Origin of the sequence: Inquilinus limosus, from assembly GCF_051487185.1 — a bacterium.
GTDB classification, from domain to species: Bacteria; Pseudomonadota; Alphaproteobacteria; order DSM-16000; family Inquilinaceae; genus Inquilinus; species Inquilinus limosus_F.
Genome location: NZ_JAHVDK010000002.1, coordinates 221,814 through 240,308, shown reverse-complemented (window position 1 = coordinate 240,308; position 18,495 = coordinate 221,814). Strand labels below are relative to the sequence as shown.

15 protein-coding genes and 1 pseudogene are annotated in these 18,495 nt (G+C 66.8%); 5 read left to right on the top strand and 11 right to left on the bottom strand.

Annotation, left to right across the window (positions count from 1 at the left end):
• Positions 1-70: 70 nt before the first annotated feature.
• Positions 71-625 (bottom strand): YcxB family protein, encoded by a 555-nt coding sequence (locus KXR53_RS03020; RefSeq protein WP_437373247.1) that lies wholly within the window; start codon positions 623-625, stop codon positions 71-73.
• 741 nt (positions 626-1,366) lie between these two features.
• Here KXR53_RS03020 and KXR53_RS03015 point away from each other — a divergent pair.
• Complete coding sequence (locus KXR53_RS03015; RefSeq protein ID WP_437373468.1) at positions 1,367-1,531, top strand: hypothetical protein; 165 nt, start codon at positions 1,367-1,369, stop codon at positions 1,529-1,531.
• Between the two features lie 19 nt (positions 1,532-1,550).
• Here the strand turns inward: KXR53_RS03015 and KXR53_RS03010 are convergent.
• The 6 genes and pseudogenes from KXR53_RS03010 to KXR53_RS02985 form a co-directional block, all read right to left on the bottom strand.
• Positions 1,551-1,982 (bottom strand): annotated as a pseudogene (locus KXR53_RS03010) (GNAT family N-acetyltransferase); the annotation flags it as partial.
• A gap of 42 nt (positions 1,983-2,024) precedes the next feature.
• Positions 2,025-2,495, bottom strand: coding sequence for a competence protein ComJ (gene comJ, locus KXR53_RS03005; protein ID WP_437373245.1), 471 nt, complete (start codon positions 2,493-2,495; stop codon positions 2,025-2,027).
• Between the two features lie 107 nt (positions 2,496-2,602).
• Entirely contained in the window at positions 2,603-3,082 is a 480-nt protein-coding gene (gene comJ / locus KXR53_RS03000; protein WP_437373243.1) for a competence protein ComJ, read from the bottom strand.
• Positions 3,083-3,695: 613 nt separating this feature from the next.
• Positions 3,696-4,643 carry a DUF4123 domain-containing protein gene (locus KXR53_RS02995; protein ID WP_437373241.1) on the bottom strand — a complete coding sequence of 316 codons (948 nt, stop codon included), beginning with the start codon at positions 4,641-4,643 and terminating at the stop codon, positions 3,696-3,698.
• A 4-nt stretch (positions 4,644-4,647) separates the two neighbouring features.
• Positions 4,648-7,068 carry a type VI secretion system Vgr family protein gene (locus KXR53_RS02990; RefSeq protein WP_437373239.1) on the bottom strand — a complete coding sequence of 807 codons (2,421 nt, stop codon included), beginning with the start codon at positions 7,066-7,068 and terminating at the stop codon, positions 4,648-4,650.
• Between the two features lie 185 nt (positions 7,069-7,253).
• Positions 7,254-8,252: a zinc-dependent alcohol dehydrogenase family protein gene (locus KXR53_RS02985; protein WP_437373237.1), complete on the bottom strand. Its 999-nt coding sequence runs from the start codon at positions 8,250-8,252 to the stop codon at positions 7,254-7,256.
• A 129-nt stretch (positions 8,253-8,381) separates the two neighbouring features.
• Between KXR53_RS02985 and KXR53_RS02980 the strand changes: the two genes are divergently transcribed.
• Positions 8,382-9,290, top strand: a complete 909-nt coding sequence (locus KXR53_RS02980) for a LysR substrate-binding domain-containing protein (protein ID WP_437373235.1) — start codon at positions 8,382-8,384, stop codon at positions 9,288-9,290.
• A gap of 4 nt (positions 9,291-9,294) precedes the next feature.
• Here the strand turns inward: KXR53_RS02980 and KXR53_RS02975 are convergent, their stop codons facing one another.
• From KXR53_RS02975 to KXR53_RS02960, 4 genes are all read right to left on the bottom strand, one after another.
• On the bottom strand, positions 9,295-12,372 hold the full coding sequence (locus KXR53_RS02975) for an efflux RND transporter permease subunit (RefSeq protein ID WP_437373234.1): 3,078 nt from the start codon (positions 12,370-12,372) through the stop codon (positions 9,295-9,297).
• A 10-nt stretch (positions 12,373-12,382) separates the two neighbouring features.
• Complete coding sequence (locus KXR53_RS02970; protein WP_437373232.1) at positions 12,383-13,522, bottom strand: efflux RND transporter periplasmic adaptor subunit; 1,140 nt, start codon at positions 13,520-13,522, stop codon at positions 12,383-12,385.
• A gap of 11 nt (positions 13,523-13,533) precedes the next feature.
• Complete coding sequence (locus tag KXR53_RS02965) at positions 13,534-15,057, bottom strand: efflux transporter outer membrane subunit (RefSeq protein WP_437373230.1); 1,524 nt, start codon at positions 15,055-15,057, stop codon at positions 13,534-13,536.
• A gap of 86 nt (positions 15,058-15,143) precedes the next feature.
• Positions 15,144-15,833 (bottom strand): hypothetical protein, encoded by a 690-nt coding sequence (locus KXR53_RS02960; protein ID WP_437373228.1) that lies wholly within the window; start codon positions 15,831-15,833, stop codon positions 15,144-15,146.
• Between the two features lie 213 nt (positions 15,834-16,046).
• Here KXR53_RS02960 and KXR53_RS02955 point away from each other — a divergent pair, with 213 nt between their 5' ends.
• The 3 genes from KXR53_RS02955 (at position 16,047) to KXR53_RS02945 (ending at position 18,491) form a co-directional block, all read left to right on the top strand.
• Complete coding sequence (locus KXR53_RS02955; RefSeq protein ID WP_437373226.1) at positions 16,047-16,772, top strand: response regulator; 726 nt, start codon at positions 16,047-16,049, stop codon at positions 16,770-16,772.
• Positions 16,769-18,037, top strand: a complete 1,269-nt coding sequence (locus KXR53_RS02950; protein WP_437373224.1) for an ATP-binding protein — start codon at positions 16,769-16,771, stop codon at positions 18,035-18,037. The genes KXR53_RS02955 and KXR53_RS02950 overlap by 4 nt, the downstream gene beginning before the upstream one ends.
• Before the next feature lie 202 nt (positions 18,038-18,239).
• Entirely contained in the window at positions 18,240-18,491 is a 252-nt protein-coding gene (locus KXR53_RS02945; protein WP_437373222.1) for an acyl carrier protein, read from the top strand.
• The last annotated feature ends 4 nt before the right edge of the window (positions 18,492-18,495 follow it).

The following is an 18,495-nucleotide window of genomic DNA, read 5'->3' as shown; positions in this document are numbered from 1 at the left end:
GGGTTAACGCAAGACGACACTGCGCCCACCCATCCGAAACGGACCTGCAGCCTGGATCAGGCGCGTCAGCCTACCGCCCCTGCCTCGGCGTGGGCCGAGTGACCTTTGCAGGCGCGCTCAACACGGCAGCACATCGGCGCAGATCAACCACCTGGTCGGCCGTCAGCCAGCGCTTCGGCACGAACTGAAAGAGGTTGGGCCCGACATAGAGCAGCAACATGTGCGCGTTCTCGGCCCATTTGTAGTAATCGCTCCACGGGAGCAGCCATTCGCCGGTTTCGTTCTTCGTTTCGAGGCCGGCCTCGGACCATATGAGCGTCGTCGGGCGATGGAGCGTCTTCTGCCGCCGAAAATTCCTGCGGCTGATGAAGGGCGAAATGAAAAAGTAGTTCACGACAGGAGACGCCAGCAACGCGGTAAAGAGGACGTGAACATATGGCGCGGCGTCATACGACCTTCGCGGCCCAGCCAGGATCACAAGTAGAAACAGGATGTACATAATTGAAAACATCGCGATAGCAGCAAGGACAGCGGGTTTCCTGTACTGCTTCATCAGGTGCAGCCTCTGCGCCTTGATATAGTCGTCGACCGTCGCTGAGATCGTCACAGAGCGGCTGACGGACAATTCTGCGATCCTTGGCGCGGATGACGGACAGGGCATCTAATGCGTGAAGCTATAGCAACTCCGGATCACGCAATCCAGAGCACGCCGGCTATGACCAGACCTGACATGGTAGAGCGTGATGCAGCCCTGCCGAGTCGGTCTGTGACCCTGATTTCGAAGCTAGCCCTGGTGCCATACTTTTGCCCGTGAAATTATCCTGTCCCATCTCCCTGGAGCGTATAGCGTTATCGCCTGATCCTCCTCGGCTCTATCGTGGAACCTGTCAGCGTCACCCCGATCTCATCGAAGATTAAAAAAAACCAAGCATCTCATATACCACGCTGACGCGCTTTTCAGCTCATTGACCGTTCTATCGACATCAGCGAATACATATACATCATATATAGAAATAAATTTATTTCCTCGCGCGACCCCTATTTCATAAAGAGATTCATCCCCAAACTTAAATCTTATATTATTATATATATTGTCGCCAAAACTGATACTTTCTTTGCTTCCACTTTTTGCTCTTCCTGATGATACCCCATTATCCCCAGAACATCGTCTGGTGACATACCGAATGTGATATTTCCAACTCCTGCAAGCGGTTTCAGGATCCAATCCATCAGCCCCCTAGAATTCGATGTTCAATCTAGAATCCGGTTTCGATACCGAATGTTGCCAGGACGATTCTTAAGCAAGGCTTGGTACTGATGGCGTGCCCCCATTCACTCATGCAGGACGAAGAGGTCGGCCTGTACGATGAGCGGGATCTCGAAGGCGCTCGCCACATGGAACACCTCAATCATGACCGGCCTGTCGATCTTCAATCCTACGCGGGCTGCTGGCGAAGCAGAACGCAATCCCGTTTCTCAAGGGAAATCTGAGGGTGAACTCGATATCGGGGCAGCATTCTCTCCAGTCTGATATTCACCTTTCCAAGGGTGTGTATAAGGGCCTTGTGTTCCGCATCGATAATGGTCCAGGCCTTCCGGAGCCCCAACGTCTCGACAACCACCCGCAGAGCTTCGGAAGCAAGACCCTGACCGCTTTCCTTGGGCGACAGCAGACCACCCAGTTCCTCATCTGGGCCTACTTGAAGAAAACCGATAGGGCTGCGCGGATCGTACCGATTTGCGATTACATAGGTGCGGAGGCCCTTCGGGCGGCTCTCGCGCCATTCGACGATCGCGAAATGAGTATCACTGATTGTGAAGGGTAGATATGGGCTATAATGACATACTACAGGATCTGACAGAAGAGCATGCAGTCCCGGGCCATCGGAATACACTGGTGGACGCAGAATAAGACGCGGGGTTTCGATGCGATCTGCACCGATCTGGCCTGGCGGTGGTACGGTTTGAGTCTCGCGAGTCATTTTGTCACCGACGAGCATGTCGAAGCGTTTCCCTCAAACGGGCTAGAGACCTCTCCGCAAAACCTTATCCGTCGTAAGCTCGGTGCCTTGCTTAAGAATTTTGAAATCGGGACTTAAATTTTTGAAGAATTTGAGTCGAAAGACAAAAGCATAATCGCGCCCTTCTCCAAAATTTCCTGGCAACGCTTCAAAAAATAAACTGTATCTACCTTCTGGTATTTTGACATCTTTGCCATCGAGAATGGAGCCAATTGTGAGCGGCACAGAGGGAACATCGAACGGTACGCGGATCGCCCAAAGAGTGTCCGGATCGATTTGAATTCGCGGAACAGTCTCGACTTGGATAAGGCATTTGCCATCATGATCGGGAACGCCAAAGCTCACGATAGTCGGCATCCATGCGAAACCTTGAGCCAAATGCTCGTCAGTCCAGTCAAACTCAGGCGGCGTTATGCCGGAAACAGAGACGACAATCTGCGTATAGGAGACAGTCAACTCGAACTCAGCAATCATCTCAAGGCACCGTCATGATTGTAATCCTGCAGCCATTCAAGGCGCTGGTAGTCCCCGCTAAGATCTACGGCCAGCATTTCGATTGTCGCTCTAGTGGAGTGTCCCGTTCACGCGTGCTGGGCGTCCCTTCGCAGCACTTTGTCCGTCGTAAGATTGCCGCCCTTCTTGAGGATCTCGAAATCCGGGTGTGGATCGGCGCAGAATTTGAGCTTGAGCACGAAACCGTACTCGTTCTCCTTAATTATGCTGCCGGGAAGAGCTTCAAACACCAGGCTATAACTGCCCTGCGGAACGTGGACATCCTCCATGGCTCCGACGGTACCGATCTGAAGGGGAAGTGTCGGGACATTGAAAGGGACCCGGATGGCCCATAGTGCTTCCGGCTCGATGGAGATGTCAGGCGCGACGTCTACCTGTATGAGAGACTCGCCATCGTGATCAGGGATGCCGAAACTCACGATGCCCGGCGCCCATGCGAAACCCTGAGCCCCGTGATCTGGAGTCCATATCAGCCCTGGCCTGGGCAAGCCCTGAACAAAGACGAGTATCTGTCCGTAGTCGACCATCACTGCGAATTCAGAGAGCATCTTCAGGGTCCTGTTCTGATAGTGACGATGCAACCTGGGGTAGCCCCTGCGAGTCCGGCACTGATCAACCCACCGGCGGTCTGATTGTCCAATGACGGCACGTAGCGGACATCCGCAACGCCACCGTTTTCTGCAAACGCCGCCGGCGGATATTCGTCACGGTCATAACCTGGCCGGGTCGGAATTCCTCTCAACGAGGCAGCGCGCCGGGCATTCTTCCCGGCCGGATCATAGGTCAATACGCTGGGGAAGCCCATCGCCTGCGCATCGTCGATGTGCCTGGCGGATTCCGGCGCCGCCGCCCGCGATATGATGACCGTCCGTCGACAGCAATTCTGACACGTCGTTGCCTGCGCGGCCGGCAGGGCTGCTGCGATCTCTCGTGCTCGACGTAGCCGTTCCGCCTGCTGTTCCGGCGTGAGGGCTGCGACCGCCTCGGCCGGCCGGGGGGCATCTCCCCCCAAGAGGGCGCCCAGCCCTACGACGGCGGCTATGCCCGCCAGGGTGCTTCCCGATACGGCGACGCCGCCCGTTGCGGCAGCACCTCCTCCTACGACGGCTGTACCGCCCCCTGCTCCAGCTAATAGCGGGGCGCCAAGGCCAAGAAAAGGCATCAGCGCACCTCCCCAATGGTGCTGGAGAGACGTGTCATCTGGTGAAGGAGCGTTTCTACATTCTCGTCCGGGGTGCCTGGCCCCGATCTCAGGAATTCTCGAACCTCCGGCAGGAGCTCGAAGCGGTCCCCGCTGGCGATCATCAGAAAGCCCCAGATGCTCAAGGCCCGCTCATGCGTCAGGCCCAGTTTCCGCCCCGAAGCCTCGTATCGCAGAACCCGGTCATGGACCTCGTCATCGCTCATGCCCGAGGTTTCCTCAGGGGCCATGTCCCTGAGATGCGCAGACATGCGGCGGTAGTAGGCGGCGCGCCGGCGGGAATCGAGAGCTTCGATCTGGTCCGCGCGGATCGTCAGCATGCCACGCGGGGCTGGTGGCAGATCGGGTTCGTGAATGACCCGCTTGAGGCCGCCGTAGTCGTCCGCGACATAGGCGATTTCCTCGGCCGGGCCGAGCACCCGTGCGACTTGTTCGGGATCGAGCACAGGCATGATGTCGCCGAGGACGCGCGGGTCCCAATGACGGAACATCACGGAATCGTGGACGGTCGGCTTGTCCGGATCGGGCGAGTGCGCCATGCCGAGCGCTGCCCAATCGGGGATCCGAACCATATTGAGGGTGCGGAGGTGGCGATGCAGCACCGCCTCCCCCTCATCGCACGACCAGAACACGGCTGCAGGCTTGTTGCCCACCAAAGCCAAAACCTTGGCGACCGCCTTCGGCTCCTGATCAAGCGCGACCAGCCAGGGGCCCGCCTTCTCGGCTTCCTCGTCGGCATGGTCGAGGAAGAGAGAGCGCACAAAGAGTCCCTCATGCCTGCATTGGCCTGGCAGATCTTCGAATTGGCCGCCATCCAGCACCGCGAACCTTCTGCCGGAAAAGGCCGCGATCGTCGCCTTGAGCCGCGAGGCGGTATCTGCTGCGGCTCTGTCGAGAGATTCGGTCATCCGCTTAACTCTTCACGAAGGGCGAAGCGCTGTCCGACATCCGCCGTAAGCACTGGGCCGGCGGCGACGGCGTCTTGCCCGGCACCATCGCCGGAACATAGAGAATCGGCCCCGGCCCGACAGTGATCTGCGCAGCGCCGCCCTTGACGATGGTGGTCTGCGGCGCCTCGATGGTGACGATGCCGGACTTGTCCATCTGGAAGCGCGTCTGGCCGACCGTGATCACGAACTTCTCGCCGGCGGTGATCTCGAAGGTCTCGCCGACATCGACGATGTTGGTCTTGCCGACCCGCGTCTCCGCGCTCTCGCCGACCGAGAGCTGGTAAGCCTTGCCGACCGAGGTCAGGAAGGTCGCCCCGACATTCGTGACCTTGCTGGTCCCGACCTGCTCCACCCGGGCAACGCCGACCGTGTCGGATTTGAAGCTGCCGACGACGGTGTTCATGATCCCGGGCAGCGGGAACAGCGAGCCGGCGTCTGTGCCGACGCCGGCGCCGGAGGCGGCGAGGTTCGCGCCCTGGTCGGCGCGCGGGTTGGGGCCGGCGACCACGCCCTCGCGCGACAGCAGCCCGCCCGCGCCGAGGAAGCCCAGAGCCGAGGAGGCGAGCGTCGTGGCGAAGCTGGCCAGCCCCGTGCCGCTCACCCCCGCAATCTGCCCGGCCTGCTGCAAGAGGCCCGCGGTCTGGCTGGCCAGACCGGCCACCGGCCCCAGCAGGCCGAGCGCCCCGGCGCCGGTGCCGCCGACCGTCAGGTTCATCGAGCCGCCGATCTCGTGCTTCTGGTTGCCGCCCACCTCCACCGCCCGGTGGGCGCCGATCGACGCCACCTCGTTCGCGTCGATCCGCTTGGTGCGGTTGTTCAGCACCCGCTCGGTCCGGTCGCGCTGCGCGTGCAGGAACAGATTCTCCCGCCCTGCATCGTCCTCGAAGGAGATCTCGTTGAAGCCGGTGCCCTTGTGCGTGTTCGAGCGCAGCACGGTCTTGGTCTTGTTGTCCGGCAGCGCGTAGGGGACATAGGTGTCCGGGTTCGGCACCACCCCGACCACCATCGGCTTGTCGGGGTCGCCCTCGTAATAGGCGACCAGCACCTCCATGCCGATGCGCGGGATGGTCTGGGCGCCCCAGCTGCGCCCGCCCCAGGGTTGGCTGACCCGCAGCCAGCAGCTGTCGCCGTCGCGGCCCTTGGCCCGCCGGTCCCAGGGGAAGCGCACCTGGATGCGGCCGTACTGGTCCGTGTAGATCTCCTCCCCCGGCGGCCCCACCACGACCGCCGACTGCACCCCGTCGATCCGCGGGTGCGGCGTCTTCTGCTGCGGCACCCAGCGCGTCTTCGCCGGCACCACGGTGAAGCCGTTCTCATAGGTGGGCGGCCCCTGATTGCCGCCGCCCTGGACGTAGGTCGTGTCCTCCGCCCGGTGCCGCACCGACACCACCGCGACATCCGCGTTCTCCGCCTTCAGCGGATGGCCGAACAGGCGGAAGCGCTGGCCCGGATGGATCCGGCGGTTGCCGCTTTCGGCCTCGATCGTCTCGAACCCGGCCTCATGCGTCTCGATCCGCCGCCGCGTCACGTGGTCGGCCCGATCGCGCTCCAGGAATCGGCCGCCCCAGCGGTAGATCTCGAACGGCTCGTTGCTCTTGATCGGCGCCGTCGAGGGCTGGTCCCGGCTCACCGGCGCGCCCGGTGTCTCGAAGTTCCACTCGGCCTCGGCCACCCGCCCCGGCTTGAAGGCGTAGCGCCGGGTCCAGGTCTTGATGTCGTTGAGGTCGGTGCCGGTCGAGGTGTAGCGGATCTCCGGCTCCTCTCCCGGCGTCCAGGCATGGGCGCCGTCGGACACCACCAGCACCTGCCGGGACGCGGCCCCGTCCTTGCCCGGCTCGTGCCGGAACCACCAGGCCCAGCCTTCCTCCTCCAGCAGCCGGAAGATGAAATCGAGGTCGGTCTCGTTGTACTGCACGCAGTAGCCGCGCACCGCCTTCGGCCCGGTGACCGGGGCGAAGTCCCAGTCGCGGATGCCGGCCTCGGTGAAGATCGTCTCCAGGATCTGCAGCGTGGTCTGGTTCTGGAAAATCCGGCAGTCGGCGGTGTGGCCGAACAGCCAGAGCCAGGGATGCGTGGTCAGGGTGTAGCTGCGCATCCCGTCGCCGAGGGCGTGCCCGACCTCCAGCCCGCCCACCACGCCGGACCAGCTGCGCCGCGCGCCGCCCGGCAGCTCGAGGGTCCAGGAGATCTGCCGTCCGACCAGCTCGTCCGGCTTGACGTCCTGCCGTTTCGAGCGGACCCGCAATCGGAAGGTGAAGAGCGAGCAGACCGCCTCCTCCCCCTCCATCGCCTCGAGCAGGAACACGTCCTCGCCGAGGGAGGTCCGGATCGCCAGGAGGCGCCCGGACTGGGTGAGAGAACCGACATAGTCGTATGGCGACATCGGCCAGATCTTCCCAAAACCTATCCCAGGCTGGGACGGCCCACTCAATTTGGAGCAAATTCCCAGCAACCGCATCATACCGAAGCGGCGCGGGATGACTATCGCGTTTCAATGAAAATGAAGGAGCGATCCGGCCCGCGCGGCGGCAGGCCGGATCGCCCCTGTGTGGCGGGTTGCGGGGCCGGTCACCCGATCCGCAGCACGATCTTGCCGAACGGTCCGCGGTCCAGGTGGTCGAGCGCGGCCGGCAGCTCGGCGAAGCCGTATTCGGCGCCGATCGCGGGCGCGAGGCCGGTGCGGTCCACGGCGCGCACCAGCTCCTCCAGCCCGCGGCGATGGCCGACCGAGATGCCCTGGATCACCGCCTGCTTCATCATCACCGGGACGGTCGGGGCGGAGAAGACGAAGCCTTCGAGCAGCCCGATCAGGGCGACGCGCCCGCCCTGGGCCACGGCTTCCGCCGTCTGCGCCATGTCGCCGCCGGCGATCTCCAGGACATGGTCGGCGCCGCGGCCGCCGGTCAGGTCGCGCACCACCCTCCCCCATTCCGGCGTCGCACGGCGGTCGATGCCGTGGGCCGCGCTCAGCGCCCTGGCCCGGTCCAGCTTGGCGGCATCGCCGGAGATCACGATCGCCTCGGCACCGTGGGCTCTCGCGAGCTGAAGCCCGAACATCGCCACGCCGCCGGTGCCCTGTACCACCACCGTCTCGCCGGCGCGCAGGCGGCCGGTCTCGACCAGGGCGAACCAGGCGGTCAGCCCGGCGCAAGGCAGCGTGCTGGCGGCCGGGTCGTCCAATGTCCGCGGCGCGGCCACCGCCCACGCCTCCGGCAGCACCAAATATTCCGAGAGCACGCCGGGCAGCGGCCCGCCCAGCGCCGCCCGCGGCCCGGTGGCGAGCCCGTCGATCCAGCCCGGCCAGAAGGTGCCGAGCACCCGGTCACCGGCCGCGAAGCGGGTGACGCCGGCCCCGGCCTCGACCACCGTCCCGGCCATGTCGGAGCCCGGCGTGAACGGGAAGTCCAGCGCCATCCCCATGCCGTCCTCGACGACCAGCCTGTCCCGATAGTTCAGCGACACCGCCCCGACCCTGACCAGGATCTCGCCCGGACCCGGCCGCGGTACCGCCACCTCGACCAGGCTCAGGCCGTCGCGCCCCAGCCGGGACATCTGCCACCGCTTCATGCTGTCGCTCGTCATTGCTGCAATCCCTTGCTCGCCTCGCGGGCAGGGGCGACGATAATCGGGACGACTGATCCCTGGTGGCGACGAGTTTTCCCGTTACTGTAGAACCATGAGAACCAATCGGGCGCCATGATCGACCGGCTCGACGGCATCGGCCTCTTCGTCCAGGTCGCGGAGGCCGGCAGCTTCGCTCTGGCCGGCGACCGCATCGGCCTGTCCCGCTCCGCCGTCGGCAAGGGCATCGCCCGGCTGGAGGCCCGGCTGGGCGCGCGGCTGTTCCACCGCACCACCCGCAGCCAGAGCCTGACCGAGGCGGGCCAGGCCTTCTACGAGCGCTGCCGCCGGATTCTGGGTGAGCTGGAAGCGGCGGAGGCCGATCTCGACGGCGGCCGCTCGGCCCCGTCCGGACGGCTGAAGGTGACGGCGCCGGTGCTGGTCGGCCGCCGCTGCGTCGCGCCGGTGCTGCTCGACCTCGTCCGCCGGCACCCGGCGCTGCGGCTGGAGATGTCGTTCACCGACCGGCCGGCGGACCTGGTGGAGGACGGCTTCGACCTCGCGGTCCGCGTCGGTCCGCTGCCGGATGTCGCCGGGCTGGCGGCGCGGCCGGTCGGGCGCATCACCGCGGCCGTCTGCGCGGCGCCTGCCTATCTGGAACGGCACGGCACGCCGCGCACCCTGGAGGATCTGCCCGGCCACGCGCTTCTGGTCTACGGCCGGGCCGGCCGGCTGACACCCTGGCGCTTCCCGGAGCCGGACGGCCGGCTGCGCGACCTGGCCGTGGACGGCCCGGTCCGTTTCGACGACCTGGAGGCGATCGCCGATGCGGCGGAGGCCGGCGCCGGCGTCACCTGGCTGCCCTGCTGGCTGATCGCCGACCGGCTGCGCGACGGCCGGCTGATCCGGCTGTTCCCGGACCGGCCGGGCTTCACCTTCGACGTCCACGCGCTGTGGCCGCAGGGCCGCTACCTGCCGTCGAAGACCCGCGCCGCCATCGACGCGCTGGCGGCGCGGCTGCCGGCGATGCTGGAGGGCGGATGATCGGTCACGCCTCGGTCGGCTTCGGCGCCGCATCGGCCGCGCCCTCGGCGTGGTGGTCGGCGGCGAGGACCATGTAGACCGCCGGCACCACGAAAAGGGTGAACAGCGTGCCGATGGTCAGGCCGCTGGCGATGACGAGCCCCATGTTGAAGCGCGACACCGCGCCGGCGCCCGTCGCCAGGATCAGCGGCACCACGCCCAGAACCATCGCGCCGGTGGTCATCAGGATCGGCCGCAGGCGGATCGAGGCGGCGCCTTCGATCGCCTCGCGCTTGCTGCGGCCCGCCTTCTGCAGGCTGTTGGCGACCTCGACGATCAGGATGCCGTGCTTGCTGATCAGCCCCATGAGCGTGACGAGGCCGACCTGGGTGTAGATGTTCATGGTGGCGCCGCCGACGCCGACGCTGATGAAGGCCAGCGCGCCGGCGATCGACATCGGCACCGAGACCAGGATGATCAGCGGGTCGCGGAAGCTGTTGAACTGGGCCGACAGCGCCAGGAAGATGATGACCAGCGCCAGCGCGAACATCTGCACCAGGCCGCTCGATTCCTGCACCGCCTGGCGCGACTGGCCACCATAGTCGACGGTGTAGCCGGGCGGCAGCGTCTTCGCCGCCAGCTCGTTCAGCGCCTGCAGCGCCTGGCCGGTCGAGACGCCCGGCGCCGGGACGCCGGAAATGGTGGCCGAGTTGAGCTGCTGGAAGTGGGAGATCGCCCGCGGCGCGGCCTCCCGCTCGATCGTGGCGATGGACGAGAGCGGGATCTGCGTGCCGTCCACCGCCGTGACCGGGTAGTCCAGGACCTGGTCGGTGGTCAGGCGCGAGCGCTGCTGCACCTGCGGGATCACCTGATAGGACCGGCCGTCGATGCTGAAGTAGTTGACGTAGCCGCCGCCGAGGATGGCGGCCAGCGCGTTGCCGACATCGCTCATGGTCAGGCCCAGCTGGGCCGCCTTGTCGCGGTCGATCTTGATCTCGGCCTGCGGCTTGTCGATCTGCAGGTCGCGGGTCAGGAACACGAACAGGCCGGTCTTCTGCGCCGCCTGCTGGAAGGCGTTGGCGACGTCGTTCAGCTCCCGGAAGCCGCCGGTGGTGCCGATCGCGAATTGGATCGGCAGGCCATTGCTGCCCGGCAGCGGCGCCGGCTGGAAGGCCACGCTCTGGGCCGCGGCGATCTTATTCAGATCCTGCTGCAGCAGGGCCTGCAGCGTGTCGGCCGTGCGCTCGCGCTGCTCCCAGGGTTTCAGCACCTGGACCGCGATCGAGGTGGCGGCGCTGTCGATGCCGAGGGTGTGGTCGGTCTCCGGATAGGCCCGCATCGCCTTCGCCACCTGGTCGGAGCTGGAGGCCTTCTGCGCCAGCGTGGCCTGCGGCGGATTGGTGGTGGAGACCAGCACCGCGCCCTGGTCCTCGTTCGGCGCCAGCTCGGACTGGGCTTCGGCATAGAGAAAATAGATGCTGCCCAGCACGATGGCGGCGAAGACCAGCGTCACCGGCACGGTGTTCAGGCTGCCGTGCAGCAGGCGCTGATAGGGCCGCCTTATGCCCTCGAAGCAGCGGTCGATGAAGTCCGACAGCCGCTCCTCCCAGCCGCTGCGGTCGGCGAGATGGGCCTTGAGGATGCGCGAGCACATCATCGGCGTCAGCGTCAGCGCCACGATCATCGAGACGGTGACGGCGCCGACCAGGGTGAAGGCGAACTCCGTGAACAGCGCGCCGGTCAGCCCGCCCTGGAAGCCGATCGGGACATAGACAGCGACCAGCACCACGGTCATGGCGATGATCGGCCCGACCAGCTCGCGCGCCGCGTCGATCGCCGCCTGCAGCGGCGTCGCCCCCTCCTCGATGTGGCGGTTGACGTTCTCGACCACGATGATGGCGTCGTCCACCACCAGGCCGATCGCCAGCACCAGGGCCAGCAGGGTGAGGAGATTGATGGAGAAGCCGAAGGCCAGCATCATCGCGAAGGTGCCGACCAGCGACAGCGGGATCGCCACCACCGGGATGAAGACCGAGCGCGGCGAGCCGAGGAAGGCGAAGACCACCAGCACCACGATCGCCAGCGCCTCGACCAGGCTGGCCACGACCTCCTCGATCGAGCTGGTGACGAAGGCGCTGGAATCGTAGATCACCGTGGCGTGCAGCCCGTTCGGCAGCTGCGCCTCGATCCCCGGCAGGGCCGCCTTCACGCCGGCGACGACGTCGAGCAGGTTGGCCGTGGGCGCCACCTGGATGCCGATGAAGACGCCGGTGTTGCCGTCGACCGTGGACCGGCTCTCGTAATCCTGGGCGCCGAGCACGACATCGCCGACATCCTTCAGCCGGATCACCGCGCCGTTGCTCTGCTTCACCACCAGGTTCTTGAACTGCTCGACATCGTGCAGGTCGGTCGAGGCGGTGAGCGTGACCTGGGTCATCGTGCCCTTGGTGGTGCCGATGCCGGAGATGTAGTTGTTGTTGCTGAGCGCGGTGTAGACGTCGGTGGCCGTGAGGCCGTAGCCGGCCAGCTTGTCGGGGTCGAGCCAGACCCGGAGCGCGAACACCTTCGGGCCCAGCAGCTCCGCCGTCTGTACCCCTTGCACCGCCTGCAGCTTGGGCTGGACCACGCGGGTCAGGTAGTCGGTGATCTGGTTCGCCGCCAGCACATCGCTGTAGAAGCCGATGTACATGGCGTCGATGGTCTGGCCGACCGAGAGCGTGATGGTCGGCTGCTGCGCGCCCGAGGGCAGCTGGTTCAGGACCGAGTTGACCTTGGTGTTGATCTCGGTGACCGCGGCGTCGGAATTGTAGTTCAGCCGCAGGTTGACGGTGATGGTCGAGGTGCCGCTGGTCGAGGTCGAGGTCATGTAGTCGATGCCGTTCGCCTGGGCGATGGCGTTCTCCAGCGGCGTGGTGATGAAGCCGGCGACCACGTCCGGATCGGCGCCGTAATAGGTCGTGGTCACGGTCACGACCGCGTTCTCGGTCTTCGGATACTGCCGCACCGTCAGCGAGCGGTAGGACTGATAGCCGATGACCACGATCAGGGCGCTGACCACCAGCGCCAGCACCGGGCGGCGGATGAAGATGTCGGTGAAATTCATGGCGCCGCCCTCAGCTCGGGTCCGCGACGGACGGGTTCGGGTCGCTCGGCGGGGTCACCGCGTTGTTGATCGTGACCGGCGAGCCGTTCTGCAGCTTGAGCTGGCCGGAAGTGACGACGGTGGCGCCCTCCTCCACCCCCTTGGCCACCGCGACCTGGTCGCCGCGGCTGCCGGCGGTGGTGACGAAGATCTGCTGCACGGTCAGGTCCGGCGCGGTGCCGGAGACGACATAGGCGATGTCGCCATAGGGGTTCGAGACGATCGCCGTCGCCGGCAAGGTGACGTAGCGCTGCGGTTGCCCGACCGTGACCGCGGCCTTGGCGAACATGCCGGGCGCCAGCAGGCGGTCCGGGTTGGCGAAGCTGGCCCGGACCGTCAGGCTGCGGGTGGAGCTGTCGACCAGCGGGCTGATCGCGGTGATCTTCCCGTCGAAGCCGCGGTTGGGATAAGCGTCGACCGTCGCCGTCACCGCCTGCCCGACCTTGAGCCTGGCCAGGGCCTGCTGCGGCAGGGTGAAGTCGAACAGGATCGGGTCCAGCGACTGCAGGGTGACGATCTCCGTCCCCGCGCTGAGATACTGGCCGAGATCCACCTGGCGCACGCCGAGCCGGCCGGCGAAGGGCGCCCTGACCGTCTTCTTGTCGATCAGCGCCTGCTGCGCCGCGACCTGGGCCTGGGCCTGCTTCAGGGTGGCGAGGTCGCTGTCGACCGTGGCCTGGCTGACGCCCTGGGCCTTGAGCTGGCGCAGGTCGCGGTCATAGGTGACCTGCGCATTCTCCGCCGCCGCCTGGTACTGCCGCAGCGTCGCCAGATCCTCCTCGGCGCGCAGCTGCAGCAGCGGGGTGCCGGCCGCGACCTCCTGGCCGTCGGTGAAGCTGATCGCCTCGACGATGCCCGAGACCTCGGCGGACAGCGACGCGCCGTTCACCGCCCGGAAGCTGCCCACCGCCTCCAGCCGCTCCTGCCACTCGGATGCCGTCGCCGTGGTGGTGGAGACGGTCTGGGGCGGGTTGCTGCGGGCGGCGATCGCCTGCGCGATCATCTTGCTCTTGAAGGCCTGGAACCCGAAGATCCCGCCCAGGATCACGCCGATCGCGATCAGCATGATCACCATGCGGGTGATCAGCGAAGCCGTTCTGCTCTTGGCCATGAAGTCGTCCGTCAGTTGGGCAGGCTGGGGGTCGGCTGGAACTTCGCCGCGACCACGTCGGTGCGGTTCCACCAGCCGCCGCCGAGCGCCTGGTACAGTGCCGCGGTGTCGCTCATTCGCGCCGCCTGCGCCTGGATGCGGCTGAGCCGGGCGTTCAGCAGGTTGGTCTGGGCGGTCAGGACGGTGGTGTAGGTGGTGGCGCCGGCCTGGTACTGGCTGCGCGCGATGTCGAGGCTGCGCTGGGCCGCCCGCTCCGCCGCCAGCTGCGCCTTCAGCGTGTCGGCGTCGTACTGGATCGCGTGCAGCGCATCGGCCACGTCCTGGAAGGCCGACAGCACGGTGCTGCGGTACTGCGCCGCCGCCTGGTCGAAGCCGGCCTCGGCGGCGCGCTTGTCGTGCAGCAGCGTGCCGCCGTCGAAGATCGTCTGGACGATGCTGCCGGCCAGGTTCCAGGCCACCGTGCCGGGCGAGAACAGGTCGCCGAAGCTGTTGGCGCCGCTGCCGTAGCTGGCGCTGAGCGTGATCTGCGGCAGCATGTTGGCCACGGCGACGCCGATCTTGGCGCTGGCCGCGTGCAGCTGCGCCTCGGAGGAGCGGATGTCCGGCCGCTGCTCCACCAGCCTGGCCGGCAGGCTGAGCGGCAGGTCGGCCGGCAGGGTCAGCGAGGACAGCTCGAAATCATCGCCGGAGATCTCGCTGGGGAAGCGGCCGAGATAGACGGCCAGCTGGTTGCGCTGCTGCGCCAGCTGCTTCTGCAGCGGCGGCAGCAGCGCCTCGTCCTGCGCCACCGTGGCCTGCTGCGCCGCCACATCGGCCTGCGAGATGCCGCCAAGCGTGAATTGCTGCTGCAGGATCGCGAGATAGGCGCGCTCGGTCCTGATGATCTCCTCGGTCGCCGCGATCTGGGCCCGGAGCGAGGCCTCCTGGATCGCCGCGGTCACCACGTTGCTGCTGATGGTCAGATAGCTGGCCTCGAGCTGGAAGCGCTGGTAGTCGGCCGTGGCCTGTAGCGATTCGATGTTGCGCCGGGTGCCGCCGAACACGTCGAGGTCGTAGGAGACGTCGACCGACGCGTTGTAGAGGTTGTAGACCGACGTCACGGTCCGCGACCCGGTCCCGGTCGAGACGGTGGTGTTGCTCTGCGCCCTCTCCCCGCTGCCGCTGGCGCTGATCGTCGGGAGTAGGAAGCCCTGCTCAGCTGCGACATTCTCCTGCGCCTGGCGCAGCGCGGCCTGGGCCGACTGGATGTCGGGATTGGCCTTCAGCGCCTCGGCCACCAGCCGGTTCAGCGTGTCGGAGCGGAACACCCGCCACCAGTCGCCCGGGATGTCGCGGCCGTTGCGGATGGTCTGCGCCACCCCGCCCGAGACGTCGGCCGAGGCGGTCTGTGCCAGCGGTGTCCCGGGCGTGTACTGGCCGACGCCCGGCGCGTCCGGACGCTTGAAATCGGGGCCGACCGCGCAGCCCGCCAGGATCAGGGCAGCCGCAGTCATGACGGGCAGCGGCGCGACGCCCCGCAGGAGTTGGTTCTTCACGATGACCGGCAGTGTTGGGAAATGAGCAGAGAAACCATCGGGCCGGCCCGGACGTGGGGGAGAACCGGGCCGGCCCGACCGGTCCGTCAGCCGGCGTCGGGCGCCGGGCGCTCGGCCTCAGGGGCGGAGCGCTGGTCCTGCGGACCGGGACCAGGGGGGTGGTGACGCGGCGGCATCAGGCGCCGCACGGCATCCTGCAGCAGGGTCGTCTGCTCCGGCGTCAGCTTCTGGCGCAGAGTCTCGATCGCCGCCTTCAGCCGCTGCGCCGTCTCGGCCTTGGCGATGGCGGCGTCGGCCAGACGCTCGGGCAGGGCGAAGGCATCCGGGGCGTCGTCGGCGCCGGCGGCCGGCGGCATCGGCGGCCCGATCAGGGCCAGGAGGGTGCTGGTGAAGTCCCGCCAGGCGTCGAGCTGGTCGCTGCGGATGCCGATCATGGTCTCGATCCCGGCCAGGTCGCGCGCCAGCTTCAGCTTGAAGTCCGGCCGATGGTGCCGGCCGGGGCCCATGCCACGCTCCATCATGGGGCCCATGCCGTGCCGCATTCCCGGCATGCCGCGCTCCATCCCGGGCATGCCCTGCCGCATCCCGGGTTTCATCGGGCCGGGACCGCCAGGACCGCCGGGCCCCGTCGGCGTCGCACCCGGCGCCTGGGCGTAGACCGTATCGGCATTGCCGGGATCTGCCAGGGCCGTGCCGCCCGGGCTCATGACCGTGCCGACGGTCAGGCCGATCACGCCGGCCGCCGCAACGCTGATGATGGCGACTGTGGATCTCATCTGCAGCCTCGCTGTTGCTGTGGCTGCGGCGAAACTAGGCGCGGCGTGTTTCCACCTTTCGTCGACCTGTTGCCGAATGTGGACCGGCGGAGGAAATTGGTTTCTCAACATTGCCGGCCGACGGCCGGCAACATTCCGTTGCAGAAAGCCCGTCGCGCCCCTTCGTCCGCGCCGTAAAGATCGCAATCACATCTTCGACCTCCGCCGCCCTTGATGCAAACATCCCCTCATATCCTTGTCGTCGACGACGATCCCGAGATCCGGCGTCTGCTCGGCCGCTATCTCGACGGCCAGAACTTCCGGGTCAGCCTGGCCGCCGACCGTCGCGAATGCGAGGAGCGGCTGGCCGGCGGCCGGATCGACCTGCTGGTGCTCGACGTCATGCTGCCCGACGGCTCGGGCCTCGAGATCTGCCGCGAGCTGAGCCGGCGCCGGCCGCATCTGCCGGTGATCCTGCTGACCGCGCTGAAGGAGGATGTCGACCGCATCATCGGGCTGGAGATCGGCGCCGACGACTATCTCGGCAAGCCGTTCAACCCGCGCGAGCTGGTGGCGCGGATCCGCGCCGTGCTGCGCCGGACCGCGGTGGTGCCGGATGAGGCGCCGCCCACCGGCCGCTACCGCTTCGCCGGCTTCGTCGCCGACCCCGCCACCCGGCGCGTCCATGACGAGGCCGGGGAGGAGGTGATCCTGACCGGCGCCGAGTTCGAGCTGCTGCTGGCCTTCCTGGACCGGCCGGGCCGGGTGCTGTCACGCGACCAGCTGCTGGACCTGACCCAGGGCCGCGAAGCGGAGCCGCTGGACCGGTCGATCGACGTGCTGGTCAGCCGGCTGCGCCGTAAACTGGGCGACGGCGGCCGGTTCCAGATCTTCAAGACGGTGCGCAACGGCGGCTATCAGCTCGCCGCCGCGGTCGAGCAGGTGAGGGATCCGGCGTGACCACGCTGCGCGCCCGCATCATCCTGCTGCTGGTGATCGCGATCATCACCGTGGTCGGCATCGCCAGCTTCGTTGCCCTGCTGCTGCTGCGCGAGCCGTCGCCGGCCCGCACCGTCGATCCCTTCGCCCGCCAGATCCGCCTGATCGCCGACCTGGTCGAGAACGGCATCGGGCCGGTCGGCAACCCCGGGCGGGTGGCCGATTTCGAGCTGCATCCGATGCCGGCGGCCGGGGAGCCGGACCCGCGCGGAAGCGAACTCCTCGAGAACGCCATGCGCTCGACCGGCCCCGCCCTGCCGGTGCGGGTGACCCACAATGGCCGGGACGGGCAGTCGATCCTGTCGGTGCAGATCGACCCGCAGCGCTGGTTGTGGCTGCCGATGCCCGACCTGCCGGTGCCGCAGGGCGTGCCTTTGGCCTTCGCCGGCTGGATGCTGCTGCTGGTGCTGGGGGCGATCGGCATCGCGGTGATCGCCGCCGGCACGCTGATCCGCCCGCTGGCGCTGCTGGAGGCCACCATCGCCCGGATCGGCCCGGACGGCGCGCTGCCGGAGCTGCCGGAGACCGGCCCGGCCGAGATGAAGACCACCGCGCGGGCGCTGAACCGCCTGTCGGCCCGGCTGCGCGTGGCGATGGAGAGCCGGATGCGCCTCGTCGCCGCCGCTGGGCACGACCTGCGGACGCCGATGACACGGATGCGGCTGCGCGCCGAGTTCCTGCCGGACGAGGAGCGCGAGCCCTGGCTGAGGGATCTCGACGAGCTCGACCGCATCGCCGACAGCGCCATCCGGCTGGTGCGCGAGGAGGTCGAAGGCGGCGACGCGGAGCGTCTGCGCCTCGACCGGCTGGTCGAGACGGTCTGCACCGAGCTGGCCGAGCAGGCGCTGCCGGTGACGCTGGTCCGGGCCGAGCCGGTGTCGATCAAGGCCGGGCCGCTGGCGCTGAAGCGGGCGCTGCGCAACCTGGTGATCAATGCCGCCACACACGGCCAGGGAGCGGAGGTGGTGCTGGACGCCGCCGAGGGCGAGGCCCGGATCACCATCACCGACCGCGGCCCCGGCATCCCGCCGGAGCTGCTGGCCCGGGTGTTCGAGCCCTTCTTCCGGGTCGACCCGGCCCGGCGCCAGACCGTGCCGGGCGCCGGCCTCGGCCTCGCCATCGCCAAGGAGATCATCGACCGCACCGGCGGCCGCATCGAGATCGCCAACCGGCCCGAAGGCGGACTAATCCAGACCGTGACGCTGCCACGGGAGGTGGACGCCTGATCTGCCCGCTATTGTTGATCATCGAATTTTGATAAGATTGCGCTAAGTAATAAAGAAAATTTTATTCAGATTACTGCCTTCTCTTCACCTGCTTTTCATTGATGCCGCCCCCGACCTGTGCCTTAATTCCTACAGATCGATGAAAAGAGCCTGGGGGGATGGCGCCGGGGACGATCGTCGGAGTCCAAGAGGAGATTTTCTGATGAGGGATACGACCACGACCATGGATTCGATCCAGCGATGGCTCGTCGACTATGTCGCCCGCCTCCTGAAGCTTCCCGCCCACGGCATCGATGTCGACGAGCAGCTGGTCTATCTCGGCGTGTCCTCGAGCCAGGCCATGACGCTGACGGCGGATCTGGAGAAGCATCTGGGGCGCCCGATCGACCCGGCGCTGCTGTGGGAATTCCCGACCATCCGCCGGCTGGCGCAGCACCTGGGGCAGGAGACGTGAGGCC